Source organism: Vibrio sp. CJQ_6, from assembly GCF_043106745.1.
Classification (GTDB): Bacteria; Pseudomonadota; Gammaproteobacteria; order Enterobacterales; family Vibrionaceae; genus Vibrio; species Vibrio furnissii.
The window spans coordinates 209,181-223,473 of record NZ_JBICMV010000007.1 but is presented as its reverse complement, the minus strand read 5'-3'; the positions used below and the strand labels follow the sequence as shown (position 1 = coordinate 223,473).

Here is a 14,293-nt window from a genome sequence, read left to right as displayed (position 1 = left end):
CGTTACAGTCACAAAATAGTAAACAAAGTTATTCCTGCTGGGGCAAATCTTGCTGTCGAAGTTTTTCGTTTTTCAGTGTTCGATGTAACAACTGGCTGTAAATTGGCTGGCCACCAAACATCTGCGCAAAAATCACGGCACCCAAGCTGGTAATGATCAACGGTAGGATCAGGTAGTAGTTGTTGGTCATCTCAATCACCAGCAGAATGCCGGTAATTGGGGCGCGAACGGTTGCGGCGAATAGGGCACCCATACCCGCGATAGCGAACATGCCCGGTTCGATGTCCAATTCTGGCAACAAGCTTTTGGCAATCAAACCAAACGCATAGCCAAACAGGGTACCAAGTGCCAACATGGGCGCAAAGATGCCGCCCGGCGCACCAGAACCAAAACAGAGCAGGGTGGTGAGGACACGGCCGACAAACAGCAATAATAGAATGTTTGCGCTGTAGCCCCCATTGGTGATGGTTGGAATCAATGAGATACCACCGCCAGTCAGCTCAGGAATGTAAAGCAGCGTCAGGCCAAAACAGCCGCCCAGCAGCGAACCAGTAATCAAGTAACGTTTACGGTCGTTGCGGTGAATTTTCACAAAGATGTCTTGAGCGCGCGTGATCATGCTGTTGAACAGCACGCCAAAGATGCCAAACAACACGCCAAGCAACAAAAACAGCGCTAACGTGGGCAAACTGGGCGCTTGATATTGCGGCATTGAAATCACAGCATCTTGGCTGTTGACCAAGCGAAACACAATGTTTGCCGCAACAGAAGAGATAATGACGGCGCGCACGGAAATCAGGGAATAACGAAACTGGGGGCGCATCTCTTCAATCACAAACATGATGCCAGCCAGCGGGGCGTTAAAAGCCGCCGATAGACCACCTGCTGCACCGGAAGCAAGCAATGAGTGACGAGTATCCTCGTTCTTAATGCGGAAGATGTCGGTCACCATGCGACCGATGGCACCACCCATTTGCACGGTTGGCCCTTCACGGCCAAGCACCATACCGGAACCCAGCGCGCCCATCCCACCAAAGAATTTGACCGGCAGCACACGCCACCAACGCACGGGACGCATGCCATCCATTGCCCCTTCAATCTCCGGGATCCCGGAGCCGGCAGCTTCTGGCGCGAAACGGTGAACCAAAAAATAACCAATGAAAGCAAGCGCGGCACTGATCAAAAATGCAGCGAGCCACAAGGGCAACATATTGCCAATTTCGCTTTTCAGCCATTCAGTACGTGTTTCTGAGACCAAATGTACGGCGTGTTCAAAGTAGGTGCCAACCAGACCGGACAGAATACCGACGATCAAAGCCATGAAGAGGACTGAGATGGGGGTTTTGTCTTTAGAGAGAAATTGATTGATGGCGTCTTTGGGTACTTTGGCGAGTAAACTGTGTTTAAATTTCTCTCTCTTGGTCATGTAAAAAGGGCCTCAGGATTCGATATGGGATGATATAGGGGGGATGGCCTAGAATTATACGCGCCACATCATCCAACTATAGCGACAAAGTTGCAATATTGAATTTCACATATGATTGATTTATTGAATGTTCTGACTAATTCGTGATTTGCATTAAAAAGTTGCTATGAAAACTTGTTTTCTGAGCGAAATGAACCATAGTTAAGTGGTAAGGCAGATTTGAACATTTCTTATGGAGGATATGAATGCCTTACCTACAATTTGGATGGAATCAAAAATAATTCAAATCAAATAACCTCGTACATGGTCGGCTTGCATCTATAGACATCCCGACTCGCAGACTCACGATTGAGTGACGAGGATCGAGGCGCGCTCATTGTAGTGCGCCTTTTGTTGTTTTGACGTCTCCGCATTTCCAGGGTGTACTCTGATACATCTTCCTCGGTATACTCCGTGAAAAGGAGTGACCAATGACAACAAAAGTTCCTACCAATATCATTACGGGTTTCCTCGGTGTGGGGAAAACGACAACGATTCTCAACCTGCTCAAGAATAAACCGTCGCATGAAAACTGGGCGGTATTGGTCAATGAATTTGGCGAAATCGGCATTGATGGCGCCATGATGTCTGACCAAGGGGCATTGATCAAAGAAGTGCCGGGCGGCTGCATGTGCTGTACGGCGGGCGTGCCAATGTCGGTGGGCATCAACGCATTGTTGCGTCAAAAGCCGGATCGTCTCATCATCGAACCGACGGGGCTTGGCCACCCGAAACAAGTTGTGGCGACGTTGACCTCGGCGCAATATCAAGATCATGTGGATTTAAAAGCAACGATTGCATTGGTGGACCCACGCAATTTACGTGATGAAAAATACACGTCGAATCAGAATTTCAACGACCAACTCGGCTGTGCGGATGTTGTCATTGGCAACAAGGTCGATGCCTGCAACGCCGACGATATCGATGCTTTTAACGACTGGGTCACCGATCAAACACCCGCCAAAGTGTTCCATCAATTGGTGACGCAAGGACAACTGCCTTTAGAAGTGCTCGATATTGAGCGATTGGAAAACGGTGCATCGAGTCATGTAGAATCGCACCATCATCACCATGCCGCATTGGAACCGCAATTCCAATTGGCGCCACAACAAGCGTACCTACGTCGTGAGAACAAAGGTCAAGGCTATTTCAGTTGTGGATGGTTGTTTGGCGCGGAATACCAATTCCCATTTGACGATCTGTTTTCACTGTTCAGTGATCTGACAGCAGAACGCATCAAAGCGGTCGTCAACACCGAGCGTGGGTGTTATGCGTTTAACGTCGCCAATCGCGTGGTGTCGGTGAACGAAATGAGCTTAGATGGTTTTGAATCCCGCATTGAAGTGATTGATTCACAGCCTATGCCGTGGCAACAGCTGGAAGACATTTTGCTGCAACTGGCGGGCATTGAAAAATCGTCCTGCTGAGCATCAACAAGCTTGAACGCCAGCAACAAGATTGAGCTTCAGGAATCAAACTGAGCGATAGCAAACAAATAGGGCGACAGCAAACAAAAAGGGCGATTTCACATCGCCCTTTTTCATCCCATAATGTACCGCTCGATGAGGGGCACATAAAGCTGTGTGATTAACGCTTGTTACGCAGGTAGCGCTTACGGCGCTCTTCTTTAATTTTCGCTTTCTCTTCGGCTTTACGTGCTTCTTCGATTTCAACTTCGATCAGCTCTTGCGTAATCATCTCTGGAAGTTCCAGCGTGATTTGACCGATGATGCCTTGGCGAAGTTCGTGCAGCAGAATTTCAGATGCTTTGTGCAGGTCAACACGCGCGCCAGCACGCAATGCGCCACGTTTGCGGCCGATGGCTTCCATCCATTCCACATCAGATTCTGGTGACTCGTCAATTTGGTAGCGTTCTTTGAGTTTCTCAGGGTAGTGCGCCGCCAAATATTCCACGGTGTAGAACGCCACTTCATCGTATTCCATGGCCGTATCTTTGACCGCGCCTGTTGCCGCTAAACGAAAACCACTGTGTGGGTTTTCAACTTTTGGCCACAGAATTCCCGGTGTGTCAGACAAAACGATGCCGTTTTGCAGGTTGATACGTTGTTGACGACGAGTGACCGCAGGTTGGTTGCCGGTTTGCGCAATCACACGACCCGCCAACGTATTGATGATGGTCGATTTACCCACGTTTGGAATGCCCATGATCATCGTGCGAATATTTTTGCCGATCTCTTCACGATGCGGTGCCAATTTGCGGCACAAATCGAGGATCTTATGCACTTCCTGAGCATTGGACGTGGTGATCGCCATCGCTTTCACACCTTTTTCTTTTTCTAGGTGTTCAATCCAAAGTTCGGTCAGTTCCGGATCGGCGAGGTCGCGTTTGTTCAGCACTTTCACTACGGGTTTTTCGCCACGTAGTTGTGAAATCATGGGGTTTTCGCTGCTGAAAGGAATGCGCGCATCGAGTACTTCGATGATCACATCGACCTGAGGAATCGCTTCTTCGATCTCCTTGCGCGCTTTGTGCATGTGGCCAGGAAACCATTGGATGTTATTGTTAACCATTTGAAAAATAAGTCTTATTTTGGGTCTAACGTGCCAGTAAATGTCACAAGCAATTAGACGTGAATACGAAATGGGAAGCATTGTACGCTAGATCGTTCAGTGTAGCCAATCAGCGAGGGAAATGGCGCGCTGGCAGCCCACAGAATGATGCAAGAGCATTTGACAAATCGGATAATGGTTGTGTATACAACTAAATAAATCATCGAATGTGGAGAGCACATGACTCAACACCGCCATCAGCAATCACTCGGCCATCTGACTGGGTTAGCCAGCCGCTTGTTTAACCGGTTACTGACACAGCGTTTTAAGCAGGCCAGCATTGATATGACTGCCGAGCAATGGGGCGTCATCTTGGTTTTAAAAAACCATGAGTCAAAAAACAGTGAGCCGATGACGCAGAGCCAAATCAGTGAGTTGTTGTATCTGGAAAAATCCAGCGTCAGCCGGTCTATTGATGGCTTAGAGAAGCGCGGATGGATCGAGCGCCAACGTTCTCCCTCGGACAGTCGAAGTAAGTTCGTCAGCCTAACCCAACAGTCATTGGCTGTGGTTGAACGTTGTTCTGAGATTGCTGCCACGGTACTTGCCGATGCGCAGCAGGGCATTGAAGAGGCTGAATTAGAGCGCACGAAACAGCACCTTGCTCAGGTTGTGCGCCAATTAAGGCAGCTCAACCACTAACTGGCCAGAGATACAAATATCCATCCAGACAGATAGAAATACAAACCGATATAAATACGAACCGATAGCAATACGAACCGATAGCAATACCAACCGATACCCGTGCAGATACATCGATAGGGGGTATCGCCAAACAAAACCAATCGTTGTAAAGAGGAATGGCAATGACAAAACGTAATGCATTGATTACCGGTGGCGCGCGTGGCATTGGCGCAGCGACGGCTAAAGTGTTAGCGAAAGATGGATTTCGTGTGTTCATTAACTACGTCAACAGCACGGCTGTGGCCGATGCGTTGGCAGAGGAAATTCGCGCTGAGGGCGGCGAAGCGCACACGATAAAAGCAGATGTTCGTGATGATCACCAAATTGAAGCGATGTTTGCGTTGGTTCAGGAGTACGGCGGTGTAGATGTACTGGTGTCGAACGCCAACATGAGTTTTACCTCAAAGCCATTTATCGAACAAAGCTGGCAAGAATTTTCGCAAAAGTTAAATGACGAAATGCATGCTGCGTATCAAACCGCGCAATGGGCAGCGAAAGTCATGAAAGACAAAGGCTATGGTCGATTGGTATTCATTTCGAGTACGTTATCTGAAGCGCCAGCGCCGCTGTTTATTGCACATGGCACCGCCAAAGGGGCTCTAGACAGCTTTAACAAGTACCTCGCACAAGAACTGGGCCCGTTTGGGATCACATCGAACATCGTGGCGCCGGGCATGGTGGAAACCGATGCAACCAAAGATGCACCCGCAGAATTTAAAGAGATGATCCGTGCGTTTACGCCCACGCAGCGCATCGCCAAGCCAGAGGATGTGGCTAATACGGTTCGCTACCTCGTGAGTGAAGAAAGTTCTCACATTACCGGCACTTACAATCCGGTGTGTGGTGGGGCTTACTTGCAATAATGTGCAGGCGGCTGGTTTCACCTGGTGATGAAATGCTCTCATTTCTTGGATCGCATGAAAATCGGGCAAGAATGATGGACGATTGGGCAAGCAACGCCGCGCTTTGAACGGTACATTAATACACGGTAGTAAACGGCATGCTTCGCATGCCGTTCCATTTTCCATCGATAGTAAACGTTAAGGAAATTGTGTTATGAAGACCGTTGGCTACGCTGCGCATGCAGAAAAGGCAGAACTTACCCCTTATCATTTTGAACGTCGAGATCTCAGAAGTAACGATGTCGCTATTGAAATTACCCATTGTGGTGTTTGTCACTCCGATTTACACACCGTAAACGGCGACTGGGGCCCGCAACCTTATCCTTTGGTTCCCGGTCATGAAATCGTGGGTATTGTGACTGCGGTGGGTCAGGACGTTTCGACCTATCAAGTGGGCGATCGCGTAGCGGTCGGCTGTATGGTTGATAGCTGCCAAGAGTGCGATCACTGCCACCATGGTGAAGAGCAATACTGCCGAAATGGGATGACACCAACGTATGGCAGCCCGGATCGTCATACCGGTGAAACCACCCAAGGTGGTTATTCAAAACACATTGTTGTTCGCGAAGAGTTTGTTTTGCGTATTCCAGCAAAACTAGACATTGCGCGAACTGCGCCCATTCTTTGTGCGGGCATTACGACATATTCTCCACTACGCACATGGGATGTTCAACCGGGCACGCGCGTGGGCGTGATTGGTCTCGGCGGCCTTGGCCACATGGCCGTGAAACTGGCGGTCGCGATGGGTGCAGACGTGACTGCAATTAGCCGCAGTAACAGCAAAGAAGCGCAAGCAAAAGCGCTGGGTGCAAAATCGCTGCTGGCATCAAGCGACAGCGATGCAATGGCGAAAGCCGCATCATCATTTGATCTGATTATCGATACCATTCCAGCCAAACACGACGTGAACATCTATACGCCGTTACTCGATCTAGATGGCTCACTGGTCATCGTGGGTCAAGTCGGCCCATTGGCTGAACCGATGACCACACCGCTGATCTTTGGTCGCCGCCGCATTGCTGGCTCATTGATTGGTGGGATTGCTGAAACACAAGAGCTGCTGGAGTTCTGTGCAGAGCATGATGTGTACCCAGAATGTGAAATGATCCGCATGGATCAAATTAACGATGCGTTCAAACAGTTGGAATCCGGTGACTTAGCGCACCGTTTCGTGATTGATATGGCATCGCTATCAGCGAAATAAGCCCAATAGGCAAATGAAGTGAAACACAAGCGAGCAGCATTCCTGCTCGCTTTTTTGCATTCCTGTTCGCTGTTTGCATTGGCGCGTTTGGTTTTTGAGGCGGAAAATGTGCCATCGCGTTAACGCTGTTTGGCGTATTCCTGCGGCGTGCAACCAAACAACGCTTTGAACGCCGAGATAAAACTGCTCACGCTTTGATACCCCAGTTGATGCGCGACCGTGGTGGTATTGGCACCATTGACAATATGTTCGAGCGAACTCATCAACCTGAATCGGCTGCGCCACTGACGATAGGTAAGCCCGGTTTCCGCCTTGAACAAACGCTCAATCGTGCGAACGCTTGCGCCAACTTGGCGAGACAAATCCGCCAGCGACTCGTTTTGCTCTGCATGATTCACAATGTGACGGATGAGCTTTTTCAGGCGCGGATCCTCTCCCGATGAAATATACAATTGCAACGGTTCCAGCGCGTCGAGTTCATCCAACGCCACCAATCCCAATCGCTGAATTCGCTCTTTTGATAACCGGTTGGCGCTTTCTGTCAACGTCAGCACAATTTCTCGCATTAACGCACTCATTTTCAACATGACAACTGCCTTTTCATTTTGGCGAACCGAAAACGACGGATCGATGTATATATTCCGCGTTTGCGCCGCCGTTTCGCTGTTCACCTGATGCAACATGCCGCCGGGAATCCACACCGCGTGCGTAGACGGCACCACCCAAACGGCGTGTTCACTGGTGACGCGAAGAATGCCAGTGGTGGCCCACAATAGCTGACCGCGCGGGTGTGAATGCGGCACGATGCCTGATTCCGCCTGCATACTGCGACTGTGTGTGAGCACCGGTTGGGATGCATCACAAGTGAAGGCAACGTCGCTGGGGGACTGCATTGTCGTATCAGGAATATGGTTTGGCATATCAGCGCCTTAAAACGTCACACAATGTCGGGTATCTTAAAACCCTGCTTACGTTTTATGCAAACTTTCTTGGACTGTGGAGTCAGTCGTTATGACCAATCAATTGCGTGCTAAACCGGTGATCATTGCAGTGGCTATTCTGCTGGCGGCGGCGCTGGCGTTTTATCCATTTGCGGGCCAAACGGCCAATTTTTATCAAAGTGCGGCTGTGGTGCTGTTGACCTTGGTGTTCTGGAGTACTGGGCTGTTTCCCCCATTTATGACCGGTTTATTGTTTTTCGCGCTGGCCACGGTCTTCCACTTAATCGAACCTACGCTGCTGTTCGCAGGGTTCGGGTCCACCGCCGTTTGGCTGATCATTTCAGGCTTTGTGATTGGTTCGGCCATCTCCGTCTCCGGGTTGGGGAAGCGCCTAGCGTCGTTTATCGCACCGCATCTGACGGCGAGTTACCCGCGGTTGATTGGCGGTTTGGTGTTCACATCTGCGCTGTTGGGGTTTGTGATGCCATCGTCTGTTGGCCGAGCCGTGGTGCTTATTCCAATTGGCATGGCTCTGGCTGATGCGGTGGGATTTACCAAAGGCAGCCACGGACGTTTGGGCATCGCAACATCGCTGGCGATTGCGTGTAATATGCCAAGCTTTGCGGTGCTTCCGGCCAATATTCCCAACATGATTTTGGCGGGGGCGAGCGAAACGCTGTTTGACATCCATTTTGGTTACACCGAATACCTGCTGTTGCATTTCCCCGTGTTAGGGATTGTGAAATCAATCGTGTTGGTTTGGCTGGTGGTGCGCATTTTCCCCGCGGAGATCGATCCCAAATGTTTAGTTCCCGAACCGCAAAGTGATGGATTTGCGTCGACACAAGCGATGCAAAAGAAAGTCTCGATTTTGCTCGCCATCACGCTGTTGTTCTGGATGACCGACACCATTCATGGCGTCAACCCTGCTTGGGTGGGCTTGGTCACGGCAGTCATCTTATTACTACCCAAATGGGGCGTGGTTGAACCCAAAGCGTTCAACAGTTCGGTCGACTTTGGCACTGTGGTGTTTGTGGCATCGGCGCTGGGACTTGGTGCGTTGGTGAATGCATCGGGGCTTGGCACCGAAATGGGCGCTTTGTTTAGCCACATGTTGCCTTCGGATCCGCATACGCCATTTCTGAGCTTTATGGCATTGTCACTGATTTCAACACTAACCGGTTTGGTTGCCACCATCCCCGGTGTTCCAACGGTTCTGACGCCGATGGCGGCTGATTTCGCGAACGCCACTGGATTTTCTGTGCCTGCGGTGTTGATGACACAAGTGATCGGGTTTTCGACCGTCATTTTCCCCTACCAAGTGGGGCCACTCATTGTGGCGATGCAATTGTCCCAAGAACCCTTGTCCAAACTGGTGAAAGTGACCCTGCCTTTGGCGGCGATCACCATCATGGTATTGATGCCACTCGATTACGTGTGGTGGATTGTATTGGGTTGGATGTAGTAATCACGCTGAATCTGGCGGCATCTTTGGCTCAGCGTGGCGCGGAATATCGTGCAACGCGCCAATCGGCCGCCAATTCTGGTTTGTGCATAAGAAATAGACATTTATCACTCCGTTGTATTCACGCGGCGACTAATATCAAAAGAAACTGAATGGTTTGTTGGGGTTTACGACACCAACAGTCAGGCTCAGCACGTTTAGACAGTGCGATTGCAAATCAACCGTGTGTTGATGCGACGACAAGGTTCGTTCGCAGTGAAGAGGAGTCTCCCGATGTTTGATGTGTCGTCGTCTAAACCGACGTTGCTTGTGATTGATGATATTCCTGAGAACTTGACGCTGATGTATCAACTGCTCAAGGACGAATACAAAATCAAAGGTGCAAACAGTGGTTTGAAAGGGATTAGCATTGCTGAAAGCACCAGCCCTGATCTCATTCTGCTCGATATCATGATGCCGGATATGGATGGTTTTGCCGTGTGTGAACAACTCAAGGCCAATCCGACCACGGCGCATATTCCTGTCATTTTCCTCACCGCCAAATCAGAACAACTCGACGAATACAAAGGGCTCAAACTGGGCGCGGTGGATTACATCACCAAGCCGATCCATCCCGACATTGTCAAAGCGCGGGTGCGAGCACATGTGTCACTCAAACTTGCCCATGACATTCTGCGGGGTGAAAAAGCCTCTCTGGAAAATGAGGTGGCGCGTCGGACGCAAGAATTGGTTCGACAACGCGAGGAACTGCACACCATTCAAGACGTCGCGTTTTATGCCATGGTTTCGCTGGCCGAGACACGCGATAACGAAACAGGCAACCACATTCGCCGGACGCAAACCTACATCAAACTGTTGGCGGAAAACCTGCGCAACAATCCACATTACGCCTTGCAACTCGACGATCGCACCATTGATCTACTGTACAAATCCGCGCCGTTACACGACATCGGCAAAATTGGCATTTCCGACACCATTCTACTCAAGCAAGGCAAGCTGACCGAAGATGAGTTTGAAATCATGAAAACGCATACCACGATTGGCTATGAAGCGATTCAAAAAGCGGAACTGGTGACGGGAAAATCGATCGAATTCCTGCGTTATGCCAAAGACATCGCGTATGCACATCATGAGCATTGGGACGGGCGCGGTTACCCGCTTGGACTGGCAGGAAACGATATTCCTCTTGCGGCGCGCTTGATGGCCATCGCCGATGTGTACGATGCACTCATCAGTCGGCGTGTGTATAAGCCAGCATTCACTCATCGAGATGCGGTGCAGTTGATTTGGGAAGGGCGTGGAACTCATTTTGATCCGGACATCGTGGATGTGTTTATGGCGATCAATGAAGAGTTGTACGCTGTTGCGCTTCGCTATGCCAATTAGCGCATCAAATACACTGGAAGCAGCGTGGTAGAACGATGAAATCAAACACCATCACGACACAAGCGTGGGTCTGGCGTTCCATGGTGAAAACCGGGATCATTCCGCTGATTTTGGTGGAGTCGGTATTGATCGCGGTTTATCTGCTCAGTCACCATTTTATCAGCGCCGATAACATGCGTTATATCAACGAGCAAGTGAACAACGAACTCAAACTTTCATCGCAGCGAGAAACCGAAATCATCGGTGAAAAGCTGAAAAACATCGCCAGCTTAACGGCGTTATACCGCCACGAAACAGAGCGCATTTTTGCTACGCCTGTCGGCGAAATCGACACTGAAAAAGCCAACCTTCAACTCAGCGAAAGCGGTGTACTGTATTCATTGCGCGATGAGGGCGGGGCGGCATCCTATTATTCGGGGTTGACGACAAACAAACAGATGGAAAAGGTCTACCAACTGGCGAGTTTGGATCCATTGATGAAACAGATCAAAGAGAACAACGATCTGGTGGCCGCGGTCTATTTCAACAGTTGGGACTCCTACAATCGAATTTATCCTTGGTTTTCGACCTTGGCGCAGTACCCGCCTGACATGAATATCCCGGATTACAATTTCTACTACTTGGCGACTTATCCCTACAATCCTCAAAAAACGGGGGTGTGGACGGATGTGTATATTGATCCCGCCGGTTTAGGCTGGATGGCATCGTCCATCGCGCCGGTGTATCACCATGGGTTTTTGGAAGGCGTGGTCGGGCTGGATATCACCGTGAGCTCGATTGTCGAAAGCATTCAACACTTGTCGGTGCCGTGGAATGGCTACGCGGTGCTGGCAAGCAATACGGGCACCATGATGGCGCTGCCGCCACAGGGCGAGCAGGATTTTGGCATGCAAGAGCTGACAGAGCACAACTATCAACAAGCCATCACACAAGAGGTGTTTAAGCCGGATCAATTTAACCTGCACAAACGTCCCGACACGGCCATCTTGAGTCAACAACTGAGCCAGAGCGCGCAAGGTATTACCCAGATGACATTGCAGGGCGCGAAGAAACTCGTGGCGTGGGCGACGATTCCTGAAACGAAATGGCAGCTGTTGATGATTGTGGATGAAAGCAAGATGTTTGCAGAATCTAGGCTGCTCGAACACAAATACCAACGCATTGGTTACGTTCTGATTGTCGGTTTGATTGGCTTCTATGCGCTGTTTTTGATGTTCATTTGGCTGTCTTCGAAGCAAATGAGTCAAGCCATTGCGCAGCCATTGGCGACGATTCAGGACATGGTGCACAAGGTCAGTCTGGGTGATTTCAACGTCTCTCATCGCCGTTTCCGACTCAAAGAGTTAGATGACACCGCAGATTCGGTGATGCGCATGGGCGACAAGCTCGACAAACTGACGGGCGCGCTAAAAGACGCCAAGCTCCAAGCTGAGAATGCCAACATGGCCAAAAGTCAGTTTATTTCTAATATTAGCCATGAAATTCGCACGCCGATGAATTCGATTCTCGGCATGTCTCATTTGTTGATGACATCGAACTTGAGCGAAGATCAGCGCAATCATCTGATCACCATCGATAAATCGGGGAAACATCTGTTGTCGCTGATCAACGATATTTTGGATATGTCGAAAATCGATGCGGGCAAAGTGGACATTGAAGAGATTCCGTTTGATCTCGCCGCGTTGGTGTACGATGTGCATGACATTTTCGAGTACAAAGCCAAAAAACATGGCGTGAAACTGCATCTGGATTTGGACAAATCATTGCCGCCATTGTTGGGCGATCCTTTCCGAATCAAACAAATCATGCTCAATTTTGTCAGCAATGCGATTAAGTTTACCGAACAAGGGGATGTGACCATTCGCGTTCAAGGTGCGGTGACGTCGGAATCGGTGTTCGCATTACGTTTGAGTGTTGAAGACAACGGCATTGGCTTAAGCGCTGACGATCAAATGAAAGTGTTTGAGAGCTTTCAACAAGCAGACGCATCAACCACGCGTAAGTACGGCGGTACTGGATTGGGACTCGCCATTTGTAAACGGATTGCGCATTTGATGGGGGGCGAAGTCGGGGTTGAGAGCCGCCTCGGTGACGGCAGCACATTTTGGTTGATGCTCGATCTGAACATCGATACCACGCAGCGTGTGGCACTTCGCCAACGCGAAGAAGCGCAGGATGCGCACGAGATGCTGGTTGAACCGAGTCAGCAAAGTTGCGACCAGCTGGATTTCTCCGTGCTGGAGTTCAAGTTACAACACTTGTATGAACTGCTCGCAGAGAACGATCTTGAAGCGGTGTATGACTTCATGCAAAACAAGTCTTGCTTTGAGAAAGCCAATCCCGAACTCAGTATGAAGCTGGAAACGGCGGTGTCGGCGTATGATTTTGACCACGCCTTGCAGCTCGCGCGGGAATTCCGTGAGTTTTTGTTGGAGCGCATCAACGAAACGACGGGATAAATGCGGCGCATCTCCCCGAATGGTGGCAATTGAATGTGACGTTTCATTAATGGAATATTATTTTATCATTATGATTATTTGTGCATATTGCGCATCATTGGTGTCGAAATGATAGAACTATGTATCGAAAGGTTGCGAAAAGTAGGTTAAATAAACCATGGCTAAAATATGGTTTTGTTGACCAAACGCAAAGTGAGGAGTAGTTTTCCGCTCAACGTGTGTAAACACAGCTCCCACTTTACACGACAAGCATCGGATCGAAGTATCGCCGACGGTGCCACTTGCTATGCTTATCGTGAAAGTCAGTCAGCCAATAATAAGAATCATGTTAGAAGAAACCACCACCTCGACCCCTCAGCGCGCTCAATCTGAGGGGGTTGTTCGTGTTCATCGTCAACGTTTCGATTGCGAAATGGGACTGACGCTTGAACGCGACGCGCTCGCCATCGAAGAACCATTGCAGATCAGTGTGCAATGGCATGATCCCGTGACACATTGTCGCCACATTCAAGAGTGGAGCATGACCATGCGTACGCCGGGTGAAGATGCGCACTTGATTCGTGGTTTGTTGTTGTCACAGCAAATCATTGATTCATTTGATCAAATACTCGATCTCAACCTCGCTGATGACGAAACGCGTCATGCGGCCAATCATTGGGTTGTCACGCTGCCTTATCAACAAGCGTTGCGTATTCAAACCCAAGAGCGTCGTTATGTCAGTCAATCGAGTTGTGGCCTCTGTGGATTAACCTCGGTGAAGGCGTTGGCGCTGCACCAGGATATTCATGTCGATAGCGAGTCAGCGTGGTTAACTTCAGACCAAATCATGCAAATGCCAAGTACGCTTGCGTCCCTTCAACCGCTGTTTGCAGACACAGGCGCGGTGCATGGCGCGGGTTATTTTGCTGAGGGACAATTGATTGCGGCGGCGGAAGATGTAGGACGTCATAACGCCGTCGATAAGCTGATCGGGAGAGTGATTGGAGAGCAACGCTGGCATCCGCAAGGGGTGTTGATCCTCAGTGGACGTGTCAGCTTTGAGCTCATGCAAAAAGCGGCGATTGCCCGTATTCCGGTGGTGGTCGCCGTTGGCGCACCTTCAAAACTGGCCGTCGATATGGCGCGCCAATTTGACATCACACTCATCGGTTTTACCAAACGTCAGCAGTTCAATATTTACCACGGTCATTCGCGGTTGCAGTCAGTGAGAAAGTGA

11 protein-coding genes are annotated in these 14,293 nt (G+C 49.8%); 8 read left to right on the top strand and 3 right to left on the bottom strand.

The window, feature by feature from the left end:
- Nucleotides 1-28: 28 nt before the first annotated feature.
- A complete protein-coding gene (gene clcA, locus ACF8PK_RS01710) occupies nt 29-1,426 on the bottom strand; it encodes a H(+)/Cl(-) exchange transporter ClcA (protein ID WP_004728183.1) in 1,398 nt (465 codons plus the stop codon).
- A gap of 470 nt (nt 1,427-1,896) precedes the next feature.
- Here clcA and ACF8PK_RS01705 point away from each other — a divergent pair, with 470 nt between their 5' ends.
- The gene (locus tag ACF8PK_RS01705; RefSeq protein WP_154179871.1) at nt 1,897-2,892 is read left to right on the top strand and encodes a GTP-binding protein; all 996 of its coding nucleotides are present in this window, start codon (nt 1,897-1,899) and stop codon (nt 2,890-2,892) included.
- Nucleotides 2,893-3,052: 160 nt separating this feature from the next.
- Here the strand turns inward: ACF8PK_RS01705 and ylqF are convergent, their stop codons facing one another.
- A complete protein-coding gene (ylqF, locus tag ACF8PK_RS01700) occupies nt 3,053-3,997 on the bottom strand; it encodes a ribosome biogenesis GTPase YlqF (RefSeq protein ID WP_038152161.1) in 945 nt (314 codons plus the stop codon).
- 219 nt (nt 3,998-4,216) lie between these two features.
- Here ylqF and ACF8PK_RS01695 point away from each other — a divergent pair, with 219 nt between their 5' ends.
- From ACF8PK_RS01695 to ACF8PK_RS01685, 3 genes are all read left to right on the top strand, one after another.
- Nucleotides 4,217-4,678 (top strand): MarR family winged helix-turn-helix transcriptional regulator, encoded by a 462-nt coding sequence (locus tag ACF8PK_RS01695; RefSeq protein WP_154179872.1) that lies wholly within the window; start codon nt 4,217-4,219, stop codon nt 4,676-4,678.
- Between the two features lie 164 nt (nt 4,679-4,842).
- On the top strand, nt 4,843-5,583 hold the full coding sequence (locus tag ACF8PK_RS01690) for an SDR family NAD(P)-dependent oxidoreductase (RefSeq protein WP_392439813.1): 741 nt from the start codon (nt 4,843-4,845) through the stop codon (nt 5,581-5,583).
- Nucleotides 5,584-5,776: 193 nt separating this feature from the next.
- A complete protein-coding gene (locus tag ACF8PK_RS01685) occupies nt 5,777-6,826 on the top strand; it encodes an NAD(P)-dependent alcohol dehydrogenase (protein ID WP_004728178.1) in 1,050 nt (349 codons plus the stop codon).
- Between the two features lie 119 nt (nt 6,827-6,945).
- On the opposite strand, the gene ACF8PK_RS01680 is transcribed toward ACF8PK_RS01685, so the two are convergent.
- On the bottom strand, nt 6,946-7,746 hold the full coding sequence (locus ACF8PK_RS01680) for a helix-turn-helix domain-containing protein (protein WP_392439811.1): 801 nt from the start codon (nt 7,744-7,746) through the stop codon (nt 6,946-6,948).
- Between the two features lie 91 nt (nt 7,747-7,837).
- Here ACF8PK_RS01680 and ACF8PK_RS01675 point away from each other — a divergent pair, with 91 nt between their 5' ends.
- The 4 genes from ACF8PK_RS01675 to ACF8PK_RS01660 all read left to right on the top strand — a co-directional run bounded on the left by ACF8PK_RS01675 (nt 7,838) and on the right by ACF8PK_RS01660 (nt 14,293).
- The gene (locus tag ACF8PK_RS01675) at nt 7,838-9,232 is read left to right on the top strand and encodes an SLC13 family permease (protein ID WP_392439809.1); all 1,395 of its coding nucleotides are present in this window, start codon (nt 7,838-7,840) and stop codon (nt 9,230-9,232) included.
- A 273-nt stretch (nt 9,233-9,505) separates the two neighbouring features.
- Nucleotides 9,506-10,618: a two-component system response regulator gene (locus ACF8PK_RS01670; RefSeq protein WP_055465258.1), complete on the top strand. Its 1,113-nt coding sequence runs from the start codon at nt 9,506-9,508 to the stop codon at nt 10,616-10,618.
- Between the two features lie 35 nt (nt 10,619-10,653).
- The gene (locus ACF8PK_RS01665; RefSeq protein ID WP_392439807.1) at nt 10,654-13,077 is read left to right on the top strand and encodes a sensor histidine kinase; all 2,424 of its coding nucleotides are present in this window, start codon (nt 10,654-10,656) and stop codon (nt 13,075-13,077) included.
- A gap of 325 nt (nt 13,078-13,402) precedes the next feature.
- On the top strand, nt 13,403-14,293 hold the full coding sequence (locus tag ACF8PK_RS01660; protein WP_392439805.1) for a formate dehydrogenase accessory sulfurtransferase FdhD: 891 nt from the start codon (nt 13,403-13,405) through the stop codon (nt 14,291-14,293).

Coding starts and splice junctions, on each gene's coding strand:
- ACF8PK_RS01670 (WP_055465258.1), top strand. CDS start 9,506: ATGTTTGATGTGTCGTCGTCTAAACCGACGTTGCTTGTGATTGATGAT.
- ACF8PK_RS01665 (WP_392439807.1), top strand. CDS start 10,654: ATGAAATCAAACACCATCACGACACAAGCGTGGGTCTGGCGTTCCATG.
- ACF8PK_RS01705 (WP_154179871.1), top strand. CDS start 1,897: ATGACAACAAAAGTTCCTACCAATATCATTACGGGTTTCCTCGGTGTG.
- clcA (WP_004728183.1), bottom strand. CDS start 1,426: ATGACCAAGAGAGAGAAATTTAAACACAGTTTACTCGCCAAAGTACCC.
- ACF8PK_RS01680 (WP_392439811.1), bottom strand. CDS start 7,746: ATGCCAAACCATATTCCTGATACGACAATGCAGTCCCCCAGCGACGTT.
- ACF8PK_RS01660 (WP_392439805.1), top strand. CDS start 13,403: ATGTTAGAAGAAACCACCACCTCGACCCCTCAGCGCGCTCAATCTGAG.
- ACF8PK_RS01690 (WP_392439813.1), top strand. CDS start 4,843: ATGACAAAACGTAATGCATTGATTACCGGTGGCGCGCGTGGCATTGGC.
- ACF8PK_RS01695 (WP_154179872.1), top strand. CDS start 4,217: ATGACTCAACACCGCCATCAGCAATCACTCGGCCATCTGACTGGGTTA.
- ylqF (WP_038152161.1), bottom strand. CDS start 3,997: ATGGTTAACAATAACATCCAATGGTTTCCTGGCCACATGCACAAAGCG.
- ACF8PK_RS01685 (WP_004728178.1), top strand. CDS start 5,777: ATGAAGACCGTTGGCTACGCTGCGCATGCAGAAAAGGCAGAACTTACC.
- ACF8PK_RS01675 (WP_392439809.1), top strand. CDS start 7,838: ATGACCAATCAATTGCGTGCTAAACCGGTGATCATTGCAGTGGCTATT.